The organism is Pseudogemmobacter sp. W21_MBD1_M6 (assembly GCF_052119585.1).
Lineage (GTDB): Bacteria > Pseudomonadota > Alphaproteobacteria > Rhodobacterales > Rhodobacteraceae > JBGQOJ01.
The window spans coordinates 509,179-525,012 of record NZ_JBGQOJ010000001.1 but is presented as its reverse complement, the minus strand read 5'-3'; the positions used below and the strand labels follow the sequence as shown (position 1 = coordinate 525,012).

The 15,834-nt window shown below is 61.9% G+C and carries 17 protein-coding genes; 7 read left to right on the top strand and 10 right to left on the bottom strand.

The features are described 5' to 3' along the window. Window positions 1-157: 157 nt before the first annotated feature. Together ACEN2R_RS02495 and ACEN2R_RS02490 are read left to right on the top strand one after the other, a co-directional pair. Window positions 158-496, top strand: coding sequence for a P-II family nitrogen regulator (locus ACEN2R_RS02495; RefSeq protein ID WP_442038867.1), 339 nt, complete (start codon window positions 158-160; stop codon window positions 494-496). 66 nt (window positions 497-562) lie between these two features. Further along, entirely contained in the window at window positions 563-1,849 is a 1,287-nt protein-coding gene (locus ACEN2R_RS02490; protein WP_442039471.1) for an ammonium transporter, read from the top strand. Window positions 1,850-1,931: 82 nt separating this feature from the next. On the opposite strand, the gene ACEN2R_RS02485 is transcribed toward ACEN2R_RS02490, so the two are convergent. From ACEN2R_RS02485 to smpB, 4 genes are all read right to left on the bottom strand, one after another. After that, on the bottom strand, window positions 1,932-3,116 hold the full coding sequence (locus tag ACEN2R_RS02485; RefSeq protein ID WP_442038865.1) for an amino acid aminotransferase: 1,185 nt from the start codon (window positions 3,114-3,116) through the stop codon (window positions 1,932-1,934). A 6-nt stretch (window positions 3,117-3,122) separates the two neighbouring features. Next, entirely contained in the window at window positions 3,123-3,974 is an 852-nt protein-coding gene (gene sseA / locus ACEN2R_RS02480) for a 3-mercaptopyruvate sulfurtransferase (protein WP_442038863.1), read from the bottom strand. Window positions 3,975-4,067: 93 nt separating this feature from the next. Beyond that, window positions 4,068-4,355: a hypothetical protein gene (locus ACEN2R_RS02475; protein ID WP_442038861.1), complete on the bottom strand. Its 288-nt coding sequence runs from the start codon at window positions 4,353-4,355 to the stop codon at window positions 4,068-4,070. A gap of 122 nt (window positions 4,356-4,477) precedes the next feature. Further along, entirely contained in the window at window positions 4,478-4,954 is a 477-nt protein-coding gene (gene smpB / locus ACEN2R_RS02470; protein WP_442038859.1) for an SsrA-binding protein SmpB, read from the bottom strand. 152 nt (window positions 4,955-5,106) lie between these two features. Between smpB and ACEN2R_RS02465 the strand changes: the two genes are divergently transcribed. After that, window positions 5,107-5,556: an ion channel gene (locus tag ACEN2R_RS02465; RefSeq protein WP_442038857.1), complete on the top strand. Its 450-nt coding sequence runs from the start codon at window positions 5,107-5,109 to the stop codon at window positions 5,554-5,556. A gap of 161 nt (window positions 5,557-5,717) precedes the next feature. Here the strand turns inward: ACEN2R_RS02465 and dapA are convergent, their stop codons facing one another. Continuing rightward, window positions 5,718-6,593, bottom strand: a complete 876-nt coding sequence (gene dapA / locus ACEN2R_RS02460) for a 4-hydroxy-tetrahydrodipicolinate synthase (RefSeq protein ID WP_442038855.1) — start codon at window positions 6,591-6,593, stop codon at window positions 5,718-5,720. A 155-nt stretch (window positions 6,594-6,748) separates the two neighbouring features. On the opposite strand from dapA, the gene ACEN2R_RS02455 reads away from it, so the two are divergent. Next, a complete protein-coding gene (locus ACEN2R_RS02455; RefSeq protein WP_442038853.1) occupies window positions 6,749-8,692 on the top strand; it encodes a transglycosylase SLT domain-containing protein in 1,944 nt (647 codons plus the stop codon). On the opposite strand, the gene ACEN2R_RS02450 is transcribed toward ACEN2R_RS02455, so the two are convergent. Next, complete coding sequence (locus tag ACEN2R_RS02450) at window positions 8,689-9,558, bottom strand: DMT family transporter (protein ID WP_442038851.1); 870 nt, start codon at window positions 9,556-9,558, stop codon at window positions 8,689-8,691. The two genes, ACEN2R_RS02455 and ACEN2R_RS02450, sit on opposite strands and share 4 nt — an antisense overlap. Before the next feature lies 1 nt (window position 9,559). Beyond that, window positions 9,560-10,237: a tRNA (5-methylaminomethyl-2-thiouridine)(34)-methyltransferase MnmD gene (gene mnmD, locus ACEN2R_RS02445; RefSeq protein WP_442038849.1), complete on the bottom strand. Its 678-nt coding sequence runs from the start codon at window positions 10,235-10,237 to the stop codon at window positions 9,560-9,562. Window positions 10,238-10,292: 55 nt separating this feature from the next. Between mnmD and ACEN2R_RS02440 the strand changes: the two genes are divergently transcribed. Further along, on the top strand, window positions 10,293-11,333 hold the full coding sequence (locus ACEN2R_RS02440; protein ID WP_442039469.1) for an NAD(P)/FAD-dependent oxidoreductase: 1,041 nt from the start codon (window positions 10,293-10,295) through the stop codon (window positions 11,331-11,333). Window positions 11,334-11,389: 56 nt separating this feature from the next. Here the strand turns inward: ACEN2R_RS02440 and ACEN2R_RS02435 are convergent, their stop codons facing one another. After that, window positions 11,390-12,193, bottom strand: a complete 804-nt coding sequence (locus ACEN2R_RS02435; protein ID WP_442038847.1) for an FAS1-like dehydratase domain-containing protein — start codon at window positions 12,191-12,193, stop codon at window positions 11,390-11,392. A 42-nt stretch (window positions 12,194-12,235) separates the two neighbouring features. Between ACEN2R_RS02435 and ACEN2R_RS02430 the strand changes: the two genes are divergently transcribed. Next, the gene (locus ACEN2R_RS02430) at window positions 12,236-12,634 is read left to right on the top strand and encodes a VOC family protein (protein ID WP_442038845.1); all 399 of its coding nucleotides are present in this window, start codon (window positions 12,236-12,238) and stop codon (window positions 12,632-12,634) included. A gap of 1 nt (window position 12,635) precedes the next feature. Here the strand turns inward: ACEN2R_RS02430 and ACEN2R_RS02425 are convergent, their stop codons facing one another. Then, entirely contained in the window at window positions 12,636-13,178 is a 543-nt protein-coding gene (locus ACEN2R_RS02425) for an NADPH-dependent FMN reductase (protein ID WP_442038843.1), read from the bottom strand. Between the two features lie 133 nt (window positions 13,179-13,311). Between ACEN2R_RS02425 and ACEN2R_RS02420 the strand changes: the two genes are divergently transcribed. Then, a complete protein-coding gene (locus ACEN2R_RS02420; protein WP_442039467.1) occupies window positions 13,312-14,973 on the top strand; it encodes a thiamine pyrophosphate-binding protein in 1,662 nt (553 codons plus the stop codon). Between the two features lie 187 nt (window positions 14,974-15,160). On the opposite strand, the gene cobO is transcribed toward ACEN2R_RS02420, so the two are convergent. Then, window positions 15,161-15,781, bottom strand: a complete 621-nt coding sequence (gene cobO, locus ACEN2R_RS02415; protein WP_442038841.1) for a cob(I)yrinic acid a,c-diamide adenosyltransferase — start codon at window positions 15,779-15,781, stop codon at window positions 15,161-15,163. Between the last annotated feature and the right edge of the window lie 53 nt (window positions 15,782-15,834).

Sequence of the window (15,834 nt, the reverse complement as noted above, 5' to 3'; positions counted from 1 at the left end):
TTTAATCACTTAATGCAATTTGTGCAAAAATTGTGCAACTTACATATGAATCCGCCTGTTTTTACCCCGCTCCTTGCTTGAGCGATGCCCAAGACCGCGCCACTAGTCTTGCAGGGGTGCCCTGAAGCGGGTGTCTGGAAAACGGAAGGGGTACGACGTGAAACTCATCATAGCAGCAATCAAGCCGTTCAAGCTGGAGGAGGTCCGCGAGGCGCTGACCGCCATTGGCGTGCGGGGCATGATGGTAACAGAGATCAAAGGTTTCGGCTCTCAGTCGGGTCACACGGAAATCTACCGTGGCGCGGAATACGCGGTGAACTTTGTGCCAAAAGTAAAACTGGAGATCGTTGTCTCCTCTGCGATGGCCGATCAGGTCGTCGAGACCATCCAAACCACCGCCAAGACCGACAAGATCGGCGACGGCAAGATATTTGTGCTGGACGTTCAAAGCGCTGTGCGTGTGCGCACCGGCGAAACGAACGACGACGCTTTGTGACCTGGCCTTTGAAGGGAAATTGAAACCATGTCGAACTTGAAGAAAATACTGGGATATGCCGCGCCGATGGTGTTGCTGCCCGCCATGGTCCTGGCACAGGACACGACTGTCGTTACCGAGACGATGGACAAAGGCGATGTCGCGTTCATGATGCTGTCCACCATTCTGGTGCTGTTCATGATCCTGCCGGGCCTTGCCCTGTTCTACGGTGGCCTTGTGCGGACGAAAAACATGTTGTCCGTTCTGATGCAGACCACGCTGATTACGGCGATGGTCATGGTGATCTGGGTGGTCTTTGGTTACTCGATGGCCTTCGGTGGCGGCACAAGCCCCTACTGGGGCGGATTTGGCAAGCTGTTCCTTGCCGGTGTCAATATGGACAGCATGGCCGCGACCTTTACCGAAGGCGTGATGATCCCGGAATATGTGTTCATCGCGTTCCAGATGACCTTTGCCGCAATCACACCCGCCCTGATCATCGGCGCTTTTGCAGAGCGGATGAAATTCTCGGCTGTTTTGTTGTTTGTCGCGCTTTGGGTCACCTTCGCCTACTTCCCGATTGCCCACATGGTATGGGATGCGTCCGGCCTGATCTTCAACATGGGCGCGCTCGACTTTGCCGGCGGCACTGTTGTTCACATCAACGCAGGTATCGCGGCGCTGATCGGTTCGATCCTTGTCGGCAAGCGCGTCGGTCTGGGCAAAGACATGATGGCGCCCCACTCGATGACACTGACTATGGTCGGTGCATCTATCCTGTGGGTCGGCTGGTTCGGTTTCAACGCCGGTTCCAACCTCGAAGCATCGGGCGGCGCAGCGCTTGCCATGATCAACACCTTCACAGCCACCGCCGGTGCCATTCTGGCATGGTCGCTGATCGAGGGCCTGATCCGCGGTAAAGCCTCTATGCTGGGTGCAGCGTCGGGCATGGTTGCCGGTCTGGTTGCAGTAACACCTGCCGCAGGGTCCGTCGGTCCGATCGGCGCAATCGCGCTGGGTGCGATTGCCTCGGGGGCCTGCTATTTCTTCGTCGCATCGGTGAAGATCAGGTTCGGCTATGACGACAGCCTTGACGTCTTTGGTGTGCACGGCATCGGCGGCATCATCGGTGCGGTTGGCACGGGTATCTTCACGGCACCCGGACTGGGCGGCACGGGTGGCGACGATTACTCGATCGCGGGTCAGACCTGGATTCAGATCGAAGCTGTCGCAATCACGATCGTGTGGTGTGGTGTGGTGTCGCTGATCCTGTACAAGCTGGTCGACATGCTGATCGGTCTGCGTGTTCCCGAGGAAGCAGAGCGTCAGGGTCTCGACCTCAGCTCGCACGGCGAATCCGCCTATCACAACTAAGGCTCAAACCCTTACCTGCAAAAAAACCGGCGGGAAATGCTCCCGCCGGTTTTTCTGTGTTCCGGTTCCTGCTGCGAAACGCCTAGATGCCGCAGTCGATGATGGCCTTGGCCAGAATCGGAATGGTCCGTGCATTCAGGCCCGCAATGTTCATGCGGCTGTCGCTTACCATATAAATCCCGTGCTCTGCCCGTAGCTTTTCAACCATCTCGGGCGTGGTGCCAAGCCGCGAGAACATGCCGCGATGCTGCGCCAGAAAGCCGAACCGGTCAGAGCCCGAGGCCACGCGCAGCGCATCGGCCAGCTGCGTCCGCAGGGACAGCATGCCAAGGCGGACCTGCTCCAGCTCTGTCTGCCATTCGGTTCGCAGGGTGTCGTCGGTCAGGATCATCGTGACCAGCCGCGCCCCGTGATCGGGCGGAAAGGAGAAATTCTGGCGGTTGAGGAATGCAAGGTTGGCCTGCGTCACAGGCTGGCTGGCGGCGGTTTCGCCTATCGCCATCAGGATGCCGGTCCGTTCACGGTAAATCCCGAAGTTCTTGGAACAGCTTGCCGCGATCAGGCATTCGGGGACGGAAGAGGCCACAAGCCGCGTCGCGGCGGCGTCTTCCTCCAGCCCGTCGCCAAAACCCTGATAGGCGATGTCGATGAACGGCGTGGCGCCCGTGGCTTGCAGGATTCGCACGACCTCTGACCATTGGGTCATGTTCAGGTTTGCGCCGGTCGGATTGTGGCAACAACCGTGCAACAGGATCACATCGCCCGCCTTGGCCTGTGCCAGATCCTCGCACATGCCGTCGAAATCGACCGCGCCGCTGTCCGCGTCGAAATAGCGGTATTCGGCCATCTTCATCCCGAGATATTTGATAATCGACGGGTGGTTCGGCCATGTCGGGTTCGAGATCCAGATGGTGGCATCGGGGGACGCCATCCGCACCAGTTCCAGCGCCTGACGGATGGCGCCCGTGCCCCCCACGCTGGCGGCAGCGGCGATCCGGTTGCGCGGAACGGCAGCCCCAAGGACCAGACCTATCATCGCGTCCTGATAGGCGGGTTCGCCTGCAAGGCCGGTATAGGACTTTGTCGTCTCGGACTGCCACAACTGCTGCTCTGCCGATTTTATGGCCCGCATCACAGGGGTCAGGCCGTTCGCGTCCTTGTAGACACCCACGCCAAGGTCGATCTTTGTATCGCGCGGATCCTCGCGGAACATCTGGATCAGTTGCAGGATCTTGTCTTGTGGTTGCAGTTTCAAATTGGAAAGCATCGCGGACTACCCTTTTGCGACTTTAAGATCGGGGAACATGCCCCATTCCGCCCATGATCCATCATAGAGCGCGTGATTCGTCTTGCCGATCCGTTCCAGCCCAAGGGACAGGATCGCGGCAGTGACGCCCGACCCGCATGTCGTGATCGCGGGCTTTGACAGATCGACACCTGCCGCCTCGAACACGGCCCGGATCTGCGCCGCAGATTTCAGGGTGCCGTCGTCATTCAGCAAGGTCTTGTAGTGAACGTTTCTGGAGTTCGGAATATGGCCCGCGCGCAGGCCCTTGCGCGGTTCGGGCTCTTCCCCTCGGAACCGTGCGGGCGACCGCGCGTCGATGATCTCGTAGTCGCGCAGCTTTGATGCGGCAGCAACCTGTGTCACATCCTTGACCATCTGGTTCTGGCGCGACACGGTCATGTGGCGGTCGCGGACCATCGGCGGCATATCCTCGATCGCGCGGCCCTCGGCCTGCCACTTGGGAAAGCCGCCGTCCAGAACGGCGATGTCCATCTTGCCCATCAGGCGAAACAGCCACCAGACGCGGGCGGCGGAAAACAGGCCGGCCCCGTCATAGACAACAACCTGATGCCCGTCGCCAATGCCCATCGCCCGCATCCGTGACATGAATTTCTCGGTCGGGGGGGCCATGTGCGGCAGTTCAGAGCGATGATCTGAAATCTCGTCGATATCGAAAAACCGGGCGCCGGGGATGTGACCCGCGCTGTATTCGGCCCTGGCGTCGCGGTTCATATCGGGAAGGTAAAAGGACGCGTCGATGATCCGCAGATCAGGATCATGGATATGCTGCGCCAGCCAATCGGTCGAGACGAGCGTTTTCGGATCGGTGCCGGACATGGTGTTCCCCCTTCAAAAGCTACGCAAATGCCTAGCGAGAGGGGCCGCCGCTTGCAAGGGTCGGGCACCCGCGAACGGGTGCCCGGGCCTGAATTACTTGGCCATCATGTTCTTGACGACACCAACGATCGCCATAATCACGCCGCCGCCAACGCCACCCGCAGCGACCTGACTGATGATGGATGCCATATCCATGCCGCCGCCAGCGTCCGCCATGGCGCCGCCCGCGCCCATCATGCCGATCAGCTGAGAGCCGAGACCGCCACCGACGAGGCCTGCGATACTATTCCCGAGAAGGCCAAGGTTGAGGTTCTTGAGAATGCCGCCCGCGACGTTCCCCCCGACCGCGCCAGACACCAGACCGATAAGAAGCTGTTCCATTAAAATCCCTCCTGAAGGGCCAAATCATTATATAAAAATGCCGACACCCGACCCCATAGGCGTAGGTTGCAAAAAGCCTCGCCTATAAAAGAGAATCGATCAATCTTATTTCAGGGGGAAAATCAGGAGTTGTGACGCAGAAGTCGTGCCTTCTGACGCTGCCAGTCGCGCTTTTGCTCTGTCTCGCGCTTGTCGACGTTCTTTTTGCCCTTGGCGATACCGATCTTCAATTTCACAAGACCCTTGTGATTGAAATACATGACCAGCGGCACAAGGGTCATGCCCTCTCGCCCGATCGCCTGCCACATGCGGGCAAGTTCCTTGCGGCTGACCAGCAGCTTGCGGCGGCGGCGTTCTTCGTGGCCGAAGGTCTTGGCCTGAATATAGGGGGCGACATAGCTGTTGATCAGCCACAACTCACCATCCTCGACCGAGGCATAGCTTTCAGCGATGTTCGATCCGCCAAGGCGCATGGATTTCACCTCGGACCCGTGCAGCATGATGCCGCATTCAACATCATCTTCGATCGCGTAATCATAACGCGCCCGCCGGTTCTCGGCGATGATCTTGTAATTGGGGTCTGATTTACCTTGGGCCATGATACGTGTCAGATAGGTGAGCGCGACTGCGAAGTCCAGACGGGCGCTGCGGGCGATGCACAAAACACACAGTTTGCATGCACATACCATGCAGACAAAGTCCGCAGCTGCCGTTAATCCTTGACCCTGCCGTTTGACGAAAGCCCCGCCGCATGTTGATCCAGATTGCCCTTGGAACCCTGCTGATGATGATCAGCATTATTATCGCCGGCACCAGCTTCTGGCTGGTTGAATATCTGATGGGCCATATGCGTCCCTGGCTGAACCGGGAACCGCACCGGCCCAAGCTGATGCTGGTTTTATGTCTTGCTGCGGTCTGGATTCTGGGGCTGGTGACCATCGGCGTGTGGATATGGGCCTTTGCGTTCTGGTTTCTGGGGGTGTTTGTGACGATGGAGGCGTCCGTTTATTTTTCGCTGGTGGCCTTCACGACACTGGGATTCGGAGACATTCTGTTGCCGCAGGAGTGGCGCCTGCTGGCGGGTATGGCGGCCGCCAACGGGTTGCTGAACATGGGGCTTTTGACCGTCGTTCTGGTCGAGGTCATGCGCCATGTCCGCATCGGACAGGTCGAGGAAAAGAAAAAGCATCGCGGCGTCTGAGGCGCGGGGTTGCGGACGCGCGTTCCGCGCGACGCTTTTTATCTCGGCCCTGACGGGCCTCGGGTGGATGCGCTTCGCGCGAGGATATTTCTCCCAAGAAGATATAAGGGGCTCTTCTCGGAAAAAATACTCTCTTTCTTTTTCTTTTGCGCGAAGAGGGATTAGTTGATCAGCCCTGCAAAGCGCATGGCGTCTTCGATTTTTGCTTTGACGCCATCGGTCAGACCGACGAGGGGCAGGCGGACCTCTTCCGAGCAGAGGCCAAGCCGCGAGAGCGCGTATTTCGCACCGGCGACGCCCGGCTCGAGGAAGATCGCGTCATGCAGGGGCATCAGTTTATCCTGATACTCAAGCGCCTTGGCGTAATCCCCCGCCAGCGTTGCGGTCTGGAATTCGGCGCAGAGCCGGGGGGCGACGTTTGCGGTAACCGAGATCGCGCCGACGCCGCCATGGGCGTTGAAGCCCAGTGCGGTGGCGTCCTCGCCGGACAGCTGGACGAAATCGGCGCCGCAGGTCATCCGCTGCTTGGAGACACGGCTGATGTCGCCGGTGGAATCCTTGACGCCGATGATGCGCGGCAGCCTTGCCAGTTCGCCCATCGTCGCGGGCGACATGTCGACAACCGACCGGCCCGGGATGTTGTAGATGATGATCGGCAGGGTGCAGCAGTCATGCACGGCTGTGAAATGCGCGATCAGGCCCGCCTGCGTCGGTTTGTTGTAGTAGGGCGTGACGACCAGCGCCGCATCGGCCCCGACCTTTTCGGCGTGCTGGATCAGGCGGATGCCTTCGAGCGTGTTGTTTGATCCGGCACCGGCAACCACCGGCACGCGGCCCGCGACGGCCTTGACCACCTCTTCGACGACCTGTTCGTGCTCTGCGTGGCTCATCGTCGGGCTTTCGCCGGTGGTGCCGACGGGGACGATTCCGTGGGTGCCTTCGGCGATGTGCCACTCGACCAGCTTTTTCAGCGCATCAAGATCCAGTTTGCCGTCTTTCAACGGTGTTACCAGGGCAACGTTTGACCCTTTGATCATGGTGCGCATCCTTTTCGCTGTTCGGGCTGAGTCGCCCTGTGGAGATTTCGGCGGACCCTAGCCGCCATTGCAGCGGTTGCCAAGTTTGTGAGTTGATGTCGAGGGGCGAACGGGTAGTGTGATCTAAAACAGGCCAATTTTCCGGAATTTTTGAAATGATGCGGCGTTTCTGCCTTATGTTAAGCTTTGTCCTATGTGGTCTTTCCCCTGCCGTTGCGCAGGACAAGGAGGGTGTGGCGGCGTTGCGGGGTGCGATGCAGACCATGCGCACGGGCGATTGGGACGGTGCGATCACGCAGGCGCGCCGCGGGGGCGATCTGGCGGAAGACATCATCCAGTGGCACAGATTGCGGGCGTCACAGGGCAGTTTTGCCGAGTATCAGCGGTTTCTGGCGCGGCGTGGCGATTGGCCCGGCCTGCCGTTGTTGCGCGAAAAGGGCGAGGCGCGGATCCCCGAGGGGGCGGCGCCCGATCAGGTGCGCGCCTATTTCGGGGTGGGCAAGCCCGAGACCGGCGCGGGGGCATTGCGGCTGGCCGAGGCGTTGCTGGCGGCGGGAAATCCTCGGAACTCTGCAACGGCGATCGCGAATGCGTGGCGCGGCCTGCCCCTGACGGACGACGAGAGTGCCGCGTTTGTGGCGCGTCACGCCCCGACGATTGCAGCGCAGGATCAGGCGCGGATGGATATGCTGCTGTGGCGCGGGTTAAGCGCAAGGGCGGTGGGCATGTTGCCGCGGGTGTCTGACGAATGGCAGACGCTGGCGAAGGCGCGGATGGGGCTGCGGGCCGATGCGCCAGGCGTTGATATTCTGGTGGCGGCGGTGCCCGATGCGCTGAAATCCGATGCGGGTCTGGCCTATGAGCGGTTTTTGTGGCGGGCGAAGAAGGGCCTGAACGACAGTGCCATCGTGTTGGCATTGGAGCGGAGCACGAGTGCCGAGGCGCTGGGCGATCCGGCGCGCTGGGCCAGCTGGCGGGCGGTTCTGGCGCGTGTTGCGATGCGGCAGGGGGACGGCAAGACCGCCTACCGTCTGGCGGCGCGGCATTTCCTGACCGAGGGCAATGACTATGCCGATCTGGAATGGCTGGCGGGGTATATTGCCCTGCGCCAGTTGCAAGACCCCAAAACCGCGCTGAGCCATTTCCGGAAGTTGCGGGTGGCGGTGTCATCGCCGATCAGCCTTGGCCGCGCCGCCTATTGGGAGGGGCGCGCCCATGCCGCGCTGGGCGAGACAGAGCAGGCGCGGGCCGCCTATGCCTTTGGCGCGGAATACCAGAGCAGTTTCTACGGGCTGTTGGCGGCCGAGGAAGCGGGATTGCCGTTGGACCCGGCCCTGACCGGCACCGAGACCTACCCCGACTGGAGCGGCGCAGCGTTCACCGGATCTTCGGTGTTCAAGGCGGCGATGCTGCTGTACCGCGCCGGAGAACTGGATCTGGCAGAGCGGTTTCTGGTGCATCTGGCGGAGACGCTGGGGCCGGTGGAGTTGGGGCAATTGTCAGAGGTGGCGTTTTCGCTGAACGAGCCGCATATGGCGCTGATGATCGCAAAGCAGGCGGCGTCGCAGGGGGTTGTGCTGCCGCGTGCGTATTTCCCCGTGACCGATCTGGCCCGGCAGGAATTGCCGGTGCCCAAAGAACTGGCGCTGTCGATCGCGCGGCGTGAAAGCGAGTTCAACCCGAAGGTCGTCAGCGGCGTCGGGGCGCGGGGGTTGATGCAGATCATGCCCAAGACCGCGGCGCAGGTTGCCGGAGAGATCGGCGTCGATTTTTCGCTGGATCGGTTGCTGAGCGATCCGGACTACAATGCAAAGCTGGGAAGCGCCTATCTGGCCAAGCTGGTGGGTGATTTCGGCTATGCCTATGTGCTGGTCGCGGCGGCGTATAATGCGGGGCCAAGCCGCCCGAAGCGCTGGATCAACGAGCAGGGCGACCCGCGCACATCCGGGGTGGATGCCGTGGACTGGATCGAGGCGATCCAATACACTGAGACGCGAAACTATGTGATGCGTGTGCTGGAATCGATCCCGATCTACCGCGCAAGATTGTCGGGGGTTGCGGGGCCGGTGGGGCTGACCGATCTGCTGAAGGCGCGTTAGCTGGCGGCCACCCTTGCCCGCCAGAGGGTGAACAGGCCCGCGCAGACGACGATGACCGACCCGATTGCCACATTCAGGTCCAGCGTCTCGCCGAAGACGGTCAGGCCGATCGCCGAGACAAAGACAAGTTGCAAATAGGCGAAGGGCTGCACAGCGCTTGCCTCTGCCATCTCGTAGCAGCGGATCAACAACCAGTGCCCCAGAACGGCGGTCAGGCACAGCGCGCCCATCCAGACCCAGTCGGTGGGGCTTATGGGTTCCCAGAACCACAGACCGGCCGCAGTCAATGCGACCGCACCCGACATACCTGTCCAGAAAAAGCTGGTCGCGGCGCTGTCCTGACGAGACACATAGCGGGTCAGAAGCGCATAGAACGCAAACATGAAGGCGGCGGCAAAGGGCACCAGCGCCAGCGGCGAGAACACCTTGGCCCCCGGTTGCAGGATGATCATCATTCCTGCAAAACCGATGGCGATGGCGGTCCAGCGGCGCCAGCCGACTTTCTCGCCCAGAACAGGCCCTGACAGGGCGGCGACCAGCAAGGGGTAGCAGGTGAAAACCGCGTGGGTTTCGATCAGGCCAAGTTTGACATAGGCCCAGACCATCACGCAAACCTCCAGTGCCAGAAGCAGCCCGCGCGTGATTTGCAGCACCGGATGTTTGCTGGTCACTGCGGCGCGAAGGCCACCGGCCTTGCGGCTGGCAATGGTGATGACGAAGGCGGCAAAGAACCAGTAGCGGATCATCACGATCATCAGCAGGTTGTATTCGCCCCCGAGATGGCGCGAGATACCGTCCTGCACGGCAAAGATAAAGGTTGTCGCGATCATCAACAGGATGCCGAGGCGCGTGTTTTGAAGGGTCATTTCAATGGTCCAACCTGCCGAGAGACATATGTCTTTTACGACCGTATCCGGCCTCTCGGGTGACGGCAAAGCCCGCATCCTGCAAGGCGCGGCGCACAAAGCCCGCAGCGGTATAGGTGGCGAATGTGCCGTGGGGGGCGGTATGCTCCGCGACCTGAGACATCAGCGCGCCGTCCCAGAGTTCGGGGTTCTTGGCAGGGGAAAACCCGTCAAGAAACCACGCGTCGGCGGCGCCTTTCCAGTCCCGCAGGGTCCGGCGGGCGTCGCCGATGATGATCTGCGCGTGCAGGTCGGGGGTGGTGACGGTTGTTTCGCCCCTTGCCCATGCGGCAAGAAAGGGGGCGGCGACTGCATGGGCCTCGGGGAAGGACAAAAGGGCGCGGTCCATATCGGCGGCGTCCATCGGATAGGCCTCGAAGCTGGTGAAGTGCAGGGGGGTGGTGTGCCCCGCCTGCCGCCACGCGATGAGGGCGGTGAACAGGTTCAATCCGGTGCCAAAGCCCAGTTCTGCAATGTGAAATCCCGCGCGGAACCTGTCGGGCAGGCCATTGCCCGCCAGAAACACGTGGCGCGTTTCCTCAAGCCCGTTGTGGGCCGAGAAGTAAGGGTCGTCGAAACGGGTCGAGACGGGCAAGGTGCCGTCCCGCCAGTCGATCTCTGCGCGCTGGCCTGTGGTCATGTCATGCCCTAGAACGGGGGTTGGTTAGGCGCGACAATGGAAGAGAGGTGTGGCTTTGGCAACGGCTGATGTGACGGTTCGGGGGGCGGGGATTTTCGGCCTGTCGATTGCCTATGTCTGTGCGGTGCGGGGAGCGCGGGTGCGCGTTGTTGACCCCTATGGGGTCGGCGCAGGGTCAAGCGGCGGGATCGTCGGCGCATTGGCACCGCATACGCCGGAAAACTGGAACGAAAAGAAAGAGTTCCAGTTTCAGAGCCTGATGATGGCAGAGGAGTTCTGGCAGGGTGTTGACGCAGTGTCGGGTCTGTCGTCCGGCTATGGCCGATTGGGGCGGTTGCAGCCGGTTGCGGATGAACGGGCGCTGGCATTGGCGCAGGCGCGTGCTTTGGGCGCTGCCGCCCTGTGGCAGGGGCGTGCGGTCTGGAACGTGCTGCCTGCGGATGCCTTTGGCGCATGGGCCCCTGCCAGCCCGTCGGGTTGGATTGTGCATGACACGCTGAGCGGCCGGATGCACCCACGGGGGGCCTGTGCGTCGCTTGCGGTGGCGGTTGTGGCGCTGGGCGGCGAGATTGTGACGCAGGCGCCGGACGAGGGGGCTGTGGTCTGGGCTGCGGGCTATCGCGGGATGCTGGACCTGTCGGCAGAACTTGGCCGGATCGTGGGCAGCGGCGTCAAGGGGCAGGCGGTGCTGCTGCGTCACGATGCGCGCGATCTGCCGCAACTGTTCGCGGACGGGTTGCACATCATTCCCCATGCGGATGGCACGGTTGCCGTCGGATCGACCAGCGAGCGCGAGTTCGACGCACCGGGCACGGTTGACGCCCAGTTGGACGATGTTCTGGCGCGGGCGATTGCCGCCTTTCCGGTGCTGGCGGGGGCAGAGGTGCTGGAACGTTGGGCTGGCGTGCGCCCGCGTGCAAAGTCGCGGGCGCCGATGCTGGGGGCCTATCCCGGGCGCGCGGGACAGTTCATCGCCAACGGCGGGTTCAAGATCGGGTTCGGGATGGCGCCCAAGGTGGCGCATGTGATGGCGGATCTGGTGCTGGAAGGGCGGGATACGATCCCCGATGATTTTCGCGTCGAAGCGAGCCTTTAGGCTCGGTACGCGCTCCGCGCGGGAGTATTTGGGCCGAGAAGAATGGCAAAGGGCAGTCAGGTTGCGGTGGCCGTCATGCATTGCCGCCCATCGGGCCCGCGCACCCAAAGCACGCCGTCGTTCCAGCAGAAGGTCGCCGTCTCGATATGCAGGAGGGGGGCGGTGGCGCGAAAGCTGAAGGTTTGCAGGGTTCCCAGATGCGCCTCGGCCAGTGCCATCAGGCGTTGGGCAAGGAGGGGGCCATGCACCACGAGGCCGCTGTAGCCTTCGACGTCGCGGCAATAATCGAGGTCGTAGTGGATGCGGTGCCCGTTGAAGGTGAGCGCCGAGTAGCGGAACAGGAGTGTGGACGAGAACGCGGCGGTTTCGGATGCGGTTTCATCGGTGCGGGCGATTGGGGCTGCGGGTTTGGGGGCCTGCGGGGCGGGGTCCTGGCGGTAGACGAGGTCGTGATGTTCGGTCACGCAGAGCGCGCCGTTCTGGCGGATATCGTGGCGCAGGGTGACAAAACCCAACGGGCCGGTGCGCCCGTTTTTGTGCTGCACATCTTCGATCACCGTTGTCTTGGTCGCGGGCGTTCCGGTGACCAGCGGCGCGTGAAAGTCCAGCCGCCCGCCCGCCCACATGCGGCGGGGCAGGCCCAGGTCGGGGATGAAGCCGCCGGTTCCTGGGTGGCCGTCGCGCCCGAGGTCTGCGGGGCGCTGCGCATCCCAGAAATAGATCTGGTGCCAGAACGCGGGCAGGGGGTCGCCCGCTGTGGGCGGGTCACCGGCGCGGTCCAGTGTGATGTGCAGCGCGGCGGCCCGTGCAGGGTCCATCGCGTCGGTCAGGGTTTGCATTTTGCCGATATCTTTGTGCATGGTGGGAACCGTAATCCGGCGCGGCAATAGGGAAAAGCGGAAATGACACCAAAGCTGGCATCGCTGGATCATCTTGTGCTGACGGTGGCGGATATTGACGCCACGGTGGCGTTCTATCGCGACGTTCTGGGGATGGGGGCGCAGGTGTTCCACCCCGCGGACGGCAGCACGCGGCACGCGCTGGCCTTTGGCATGCAAAAGATCAACCTGCATCCCGTGGGCGGTGAATTCGATCCCAAGGCGACCCGACCTGTGGCGGGGTCTGCCGACCTGTGCTTTCTAAGCGAAGTGCCTTTGGCGGACTGGCAGGCGCATCTTGTGGCGCAGGGCGTTCCGGTCGAGGAGGGGCCGGTGCGCCGGACCGGCGCCAGCGGGCCGATCCTGTCGATCTATCTGCGCGATCCCGATGGCAACCTGATCGAAGTGTCCAACCCTATCTGAACTAGCGCGCGATTTCGGCCTTGAGCGCATCCATGAGGCTGGTCATGGCCTTGATGTAACGATCGTCTTTCAGGTGGTCGTTTTCGTCAAAGGCGCTGGAACTTGCCGCCACCAGGACTTCTGGTTGCTGGATCAGGCGGGTGTTGAAGGGCATCATGCAAAGCCGCAGCGCGAATTGTGTGCGCTCGCCCCCGGCGCGGCCCGCCGTGGCGGACATGATTGCCACGGGTTTGGCCGCCCATGGGCTGCCTTCGGTCCGGCTGACCCAATCCAGCGCGTTTTTCAGAACGCCCGAGATCGACTTGTTGTATTCCGGCCCCGAGATCACGACAGCATCCGCCGATTTGATCTGGTCGGCAAGGCGCTGCACCTCTGGCGGGATGCCCTGTTCGGTTTCAAGGTCACCGTCGTAAAGGGGCAAGCGCAGGTCTGCCTCGGTAAAACCGCACGCGCCAAACAGGCGGGCGGCCTCGCGGACCAGCTTGCGGTTTGTGGAGGCTTTGCGCAGCGATCCGGAGAGACCGAGGAGAGCGGGATATTGCATAGACAAGCACCTTTCAGAACGACCTTGCATCACCTAGCGCGCTGACAGAAAATCGCAATGCTGACTTGCCCGCGGGCGGTCGTTGCCGCAGGGTACGCCAAGGCATAACAGACCACGATAGGATAAAGCGATGATGCGGCACGGCGGTAAAATTCTGGCGGATCAATTGGCCATTCAGGGCGTGAAACGCGTCTTTTCCGTGCCCGGAGAAAGCTTTTTGGCGGCTCTGGACGGGCTGTATGAAAGCGGTATCCAGAATGTCGTGTGCCGTCAGGAAGGCGGTGCCGCCATGATGGCCGAGGCTTACGGCAAGCTGACCGGAAAGCCGGGCGTCTTGTTCGTGACGCGGGGGCCGGGGGCCACTAACGCGGCGGCCGGTATCCATGTGGCAAAGCAGGATTCGACCCCGATGGTTGTTTTCGTGGGGCAGATCGCGCGCGGTCATCGTGATCGCGAGGCGTTTCAGGAAATGGATTACCGTGCCGTGTTCGGAACGATGGCCAAATGGGCGGCTGAGGTGGACCAGACCGACCGCCTGCCGGAATACATCAGCCGTGCGTTCCATGTGGCGATGTCGGGGCGGCCCGGCCCGGTGGTTCTGGCCCTGCCAGAGGATATGCTGAGCGCGATGTGCGACGTGCCGGACCTGCCTGCGGTCGCGGCATCGGTCGGGGCGGTCAGCGAGGCGCAACTGGGGGCGGTTCGGTCGATGCTGGAGACCGCAAGGCGGCCACTGGTGGTGGTTGGCGGCTCTGGCTGGTCGACGGATGCGGCGCGTGATCTGGAACGGTTCGCGCAGGCGCATAACCTGCCGGTCGCCGCTACATTCCGGCGACAGGATTTCATGGACAACCGGCATCCGAATTACGCGGGTGACCTTGGGGTCGGGATGAACCCGAAGCTGGCACAGCGGTTGCAGGACGCCGACCTTCTGCTGGTGCTGGGATCGCGTCTGGGCGATATCGCGACCGGAGGCTACGAGTTGCTTGATCCGGCGCGACCCGGCGCGCGCATCGTGCATGTGCATCCTGACCCCGACGAATTGGGGCGGGTGTTCCGACCGGATCTGGGGATCGCAGTGAAGGCCCCCGAATTGCTGGCGCATCTGGCGGATGATCCGTCGCGCGGGGATGCCGCATGGTCCGGCTGGACCGAAGCCGCCCGCGCGGATTACGAAGCCTGGGGACTGCCCAAGGAAACGCCGGGTGATGTGAAGATGGAGGAAATCGTGCGCTGGCTGTCGAACCGCCTGGATGACGGCGCGATCATCACCAATGGCGCGGGCAATTACGCCGCCTTTGTGCATCGTTATTTCACCTTCAAGGGGTATGGCGAACAGGTGGCGCCGACATCTGGCAGCATGGGATACGGATTTCCCGCCGCGATCTCGGCCAAGCTGGAACACCCCGACCAACCGGTCATCTGCTTTGCCGGTGACGGCTGTTTCCAGATGACCTGCAACGAGTTTTCGACAGCGGTTCAGCACGGGGCGAATGTGGTGGTGATCGTGGTGAACAACGGCCGCTACGGGACGATCCGCATGCATCAGGAAAAGACCTATCCGGGGCGGGTGTCGGGCACCGATCTGGTCAACCCCGATTTTGCCGCATTGGCGCGGGCCTATGGCGGTCACGGCGAAACCGTGCTGACCAGCGCGCAGTTTGAGGGCGCGTTCGAGCGGGCCATGGCCGCAGGTGTGCCTGCTGTTATCGAGGTGAAGCTGGACCCCGAGGTTCTGTCGACCGGCATGACCGTGTCAGAAACCCGCGCGATGGGCGAAAAGGCACGGGGATGATGAGCTTCGGGCGGGTGGCCGTGGCACCGCCATGCGCACCACTATAATTGGTCAGGTCGCGCCCAAGGGCCCGCGCCGAAACTCTGGGGGTTTCCCTGCGTATTGCCCTGCGGGCGGCGGATATTTGAACCAAGAAGAACGGTGTCATTCTTCTCGGTTCAAATACTCGGATTCTGTCGGGCCGAATTTAGAACTCGACGCCGATCTGGGCTTTGATCCCCGCGCGGAACGGGTGCTTGACCAGTTCCATTTCAGTGACCAGATCGGCGATTTCGATCAGGTCGTCATGTGCATTGCGCCCCGTCAGCACGACATGGGTCAGGTCGGGTTTTTCGGTCGCAAGAAATTCCACCACGTCCTTTATGTCGACATAGTCGTAGCGGATCGCGATGTTGATTTCGTCCAGCAGGACCATTGTGTTGGCGGGGTCGCGGATCAGTTCCTTGGCTTTTTCCCAGGCGGCCTGCGCCATTTCGGTGTCGCGGGATTTGTCCTGAGTTTCCCAGGTGAACCCTTCGCCCATGGTGTGAAAGGCGCAGGTGTCGGTGAATTTGGCAAGGATCAGGTCACGCTCGCCCGTGCTCATCCCGCCTTTGATGAACTGGACGACGGCGCATTGCATATCATGCGCGATGCAGCGGAAAATCATCCCGAAGGCGGCAGAGGATTTCCCCTTGCCCTTGCCGGTATGGACGATGATCAGGCCCTTCTTGTCGGTCTTGGTCGCCATGATTTTATCGCGGGCGGCCTTTTTCTTGGCCATTTTCATCGCGTGGCGTTCAAGGTCTTGCGGGGTCTCTTCGGTCATTCGGGCCTCTTTACGGGTTTGCGCATCGTGATGCTGGTGGGGTCCGGCAGGGT

What these genes read in the sequence shown, in the direction of transcription:
- ACEN2R_RS02490 (WP_442039471.1), top strand. Translation starts at nt 563, where the DNA reads ATGGTGTTGCTGCCCGCCATGGTCCTGGCACAGGACACGACTGTCGTT.
- ACEN2R_RS02485 (WP_442038865.1), bottom strand. Translation starts at nt 3,116, where the DNA reads ATGCTTTCCAATTTGAAACTGCAACCACAAGACAAGATCCTGCAACTG.
- sseA (WP_442038863.1), bottom strand. Translation starts at nt 3,974, where the DNA reads ATGTCCGGCACCGATCCGAAAACGCTCGTCTCGACCGATTGGCTGGCG.
- ACEN2R_RS02475 (WP_442038861.1), bottom strand. Translation starts at nt 4,355, where the DNA reads ATGGAACAGCTTCTTATCGGTCTGGTGTCTGGCGCGGTCGGGGGGAAC.
- smpB (WP_442038859.1), bottom strand. Translation starts at nt 4,954, where the DNA reads ATGGCCCAAGGTAAATCAGACCCCAATTACAAGATCATCGCCGAGAAC.
- ACEN2R_RS02465 (WP_442038857.1), top strand. Translation starts at nt 5,107, where the DNA reads ATGTTGATCCAGATTGCCCTTGGAACCCTGCTGATGATGATCAGCATT.
- dapA (WP_442038855.1), bottom strand. Translation starts at nt 6,593, where the DNA reads ATGATCAAAGGGTCAAACGTTGCCCTGGTAACACCGTTGAAAGACGGC.
- ACEN2R_RS02455 (WP_442038853.1), top strand. Translation starts at nt 6,749, where the DNA reads ATGATGCGGCGTTTCTGCCTTATGTTAAGCTTTGTCCTATGTGGTCTT.
- ACEN2R_RS02450 (WP_442038851.1), bottom strand. Translation starts at nt 9,558, where the DNA reads ATGACCCTTCAAAACACGCGCCTCGGCATCCTGTTGATGATCGCGACA.
- mnmD (WP_442038849.1), bottom strand. Translation starts at nt 10,237, where the DNA reads ATGACCACAGGCCAGCGCGCAGAGATCGACTGGCGGGACGGCACCTTG.
- ACEN2R_RS02435 (WP_442038847.1), bottom strand. Translation starts at nt 12,193, where the DNA reads ATGCACAAAGATATCGGCAAAATGCAAACCCTGACCGACGCGATGGAC.
- ACEN2R_RS02430 (WP_442038845.1), top strand. Translation starts at nt 12,236, where the DNA reads ATGACACCAAAGCTGGCATCGCTGGATCATCTTGTGCTGACGGTGGCG.
- ACEN2R_RS02425 (WP_442038843.1), bottom strand. Translation starts at nt 13,178, where the DNA reads ATGCAATATCCCGCTCTCCTCGGTCTCTCCGGATCGCTGCGCAAAGCC.
- ACEN2R_RS02420 (WP_442039467.1), top strand. Translation starts at nt 13,312, where the DNA reads ATGCGGCACGGCGGTAAAATTCTGGCGGATCAATTGGCCATTCAGGGC.
- cobO (WP_442038841.1), bottom strand. Translation starts at nt 15,781, where the DNA reads ATGACCGAAGAGACCCCGCAAGACCTTGAACGCCACGCGATGAAAATG.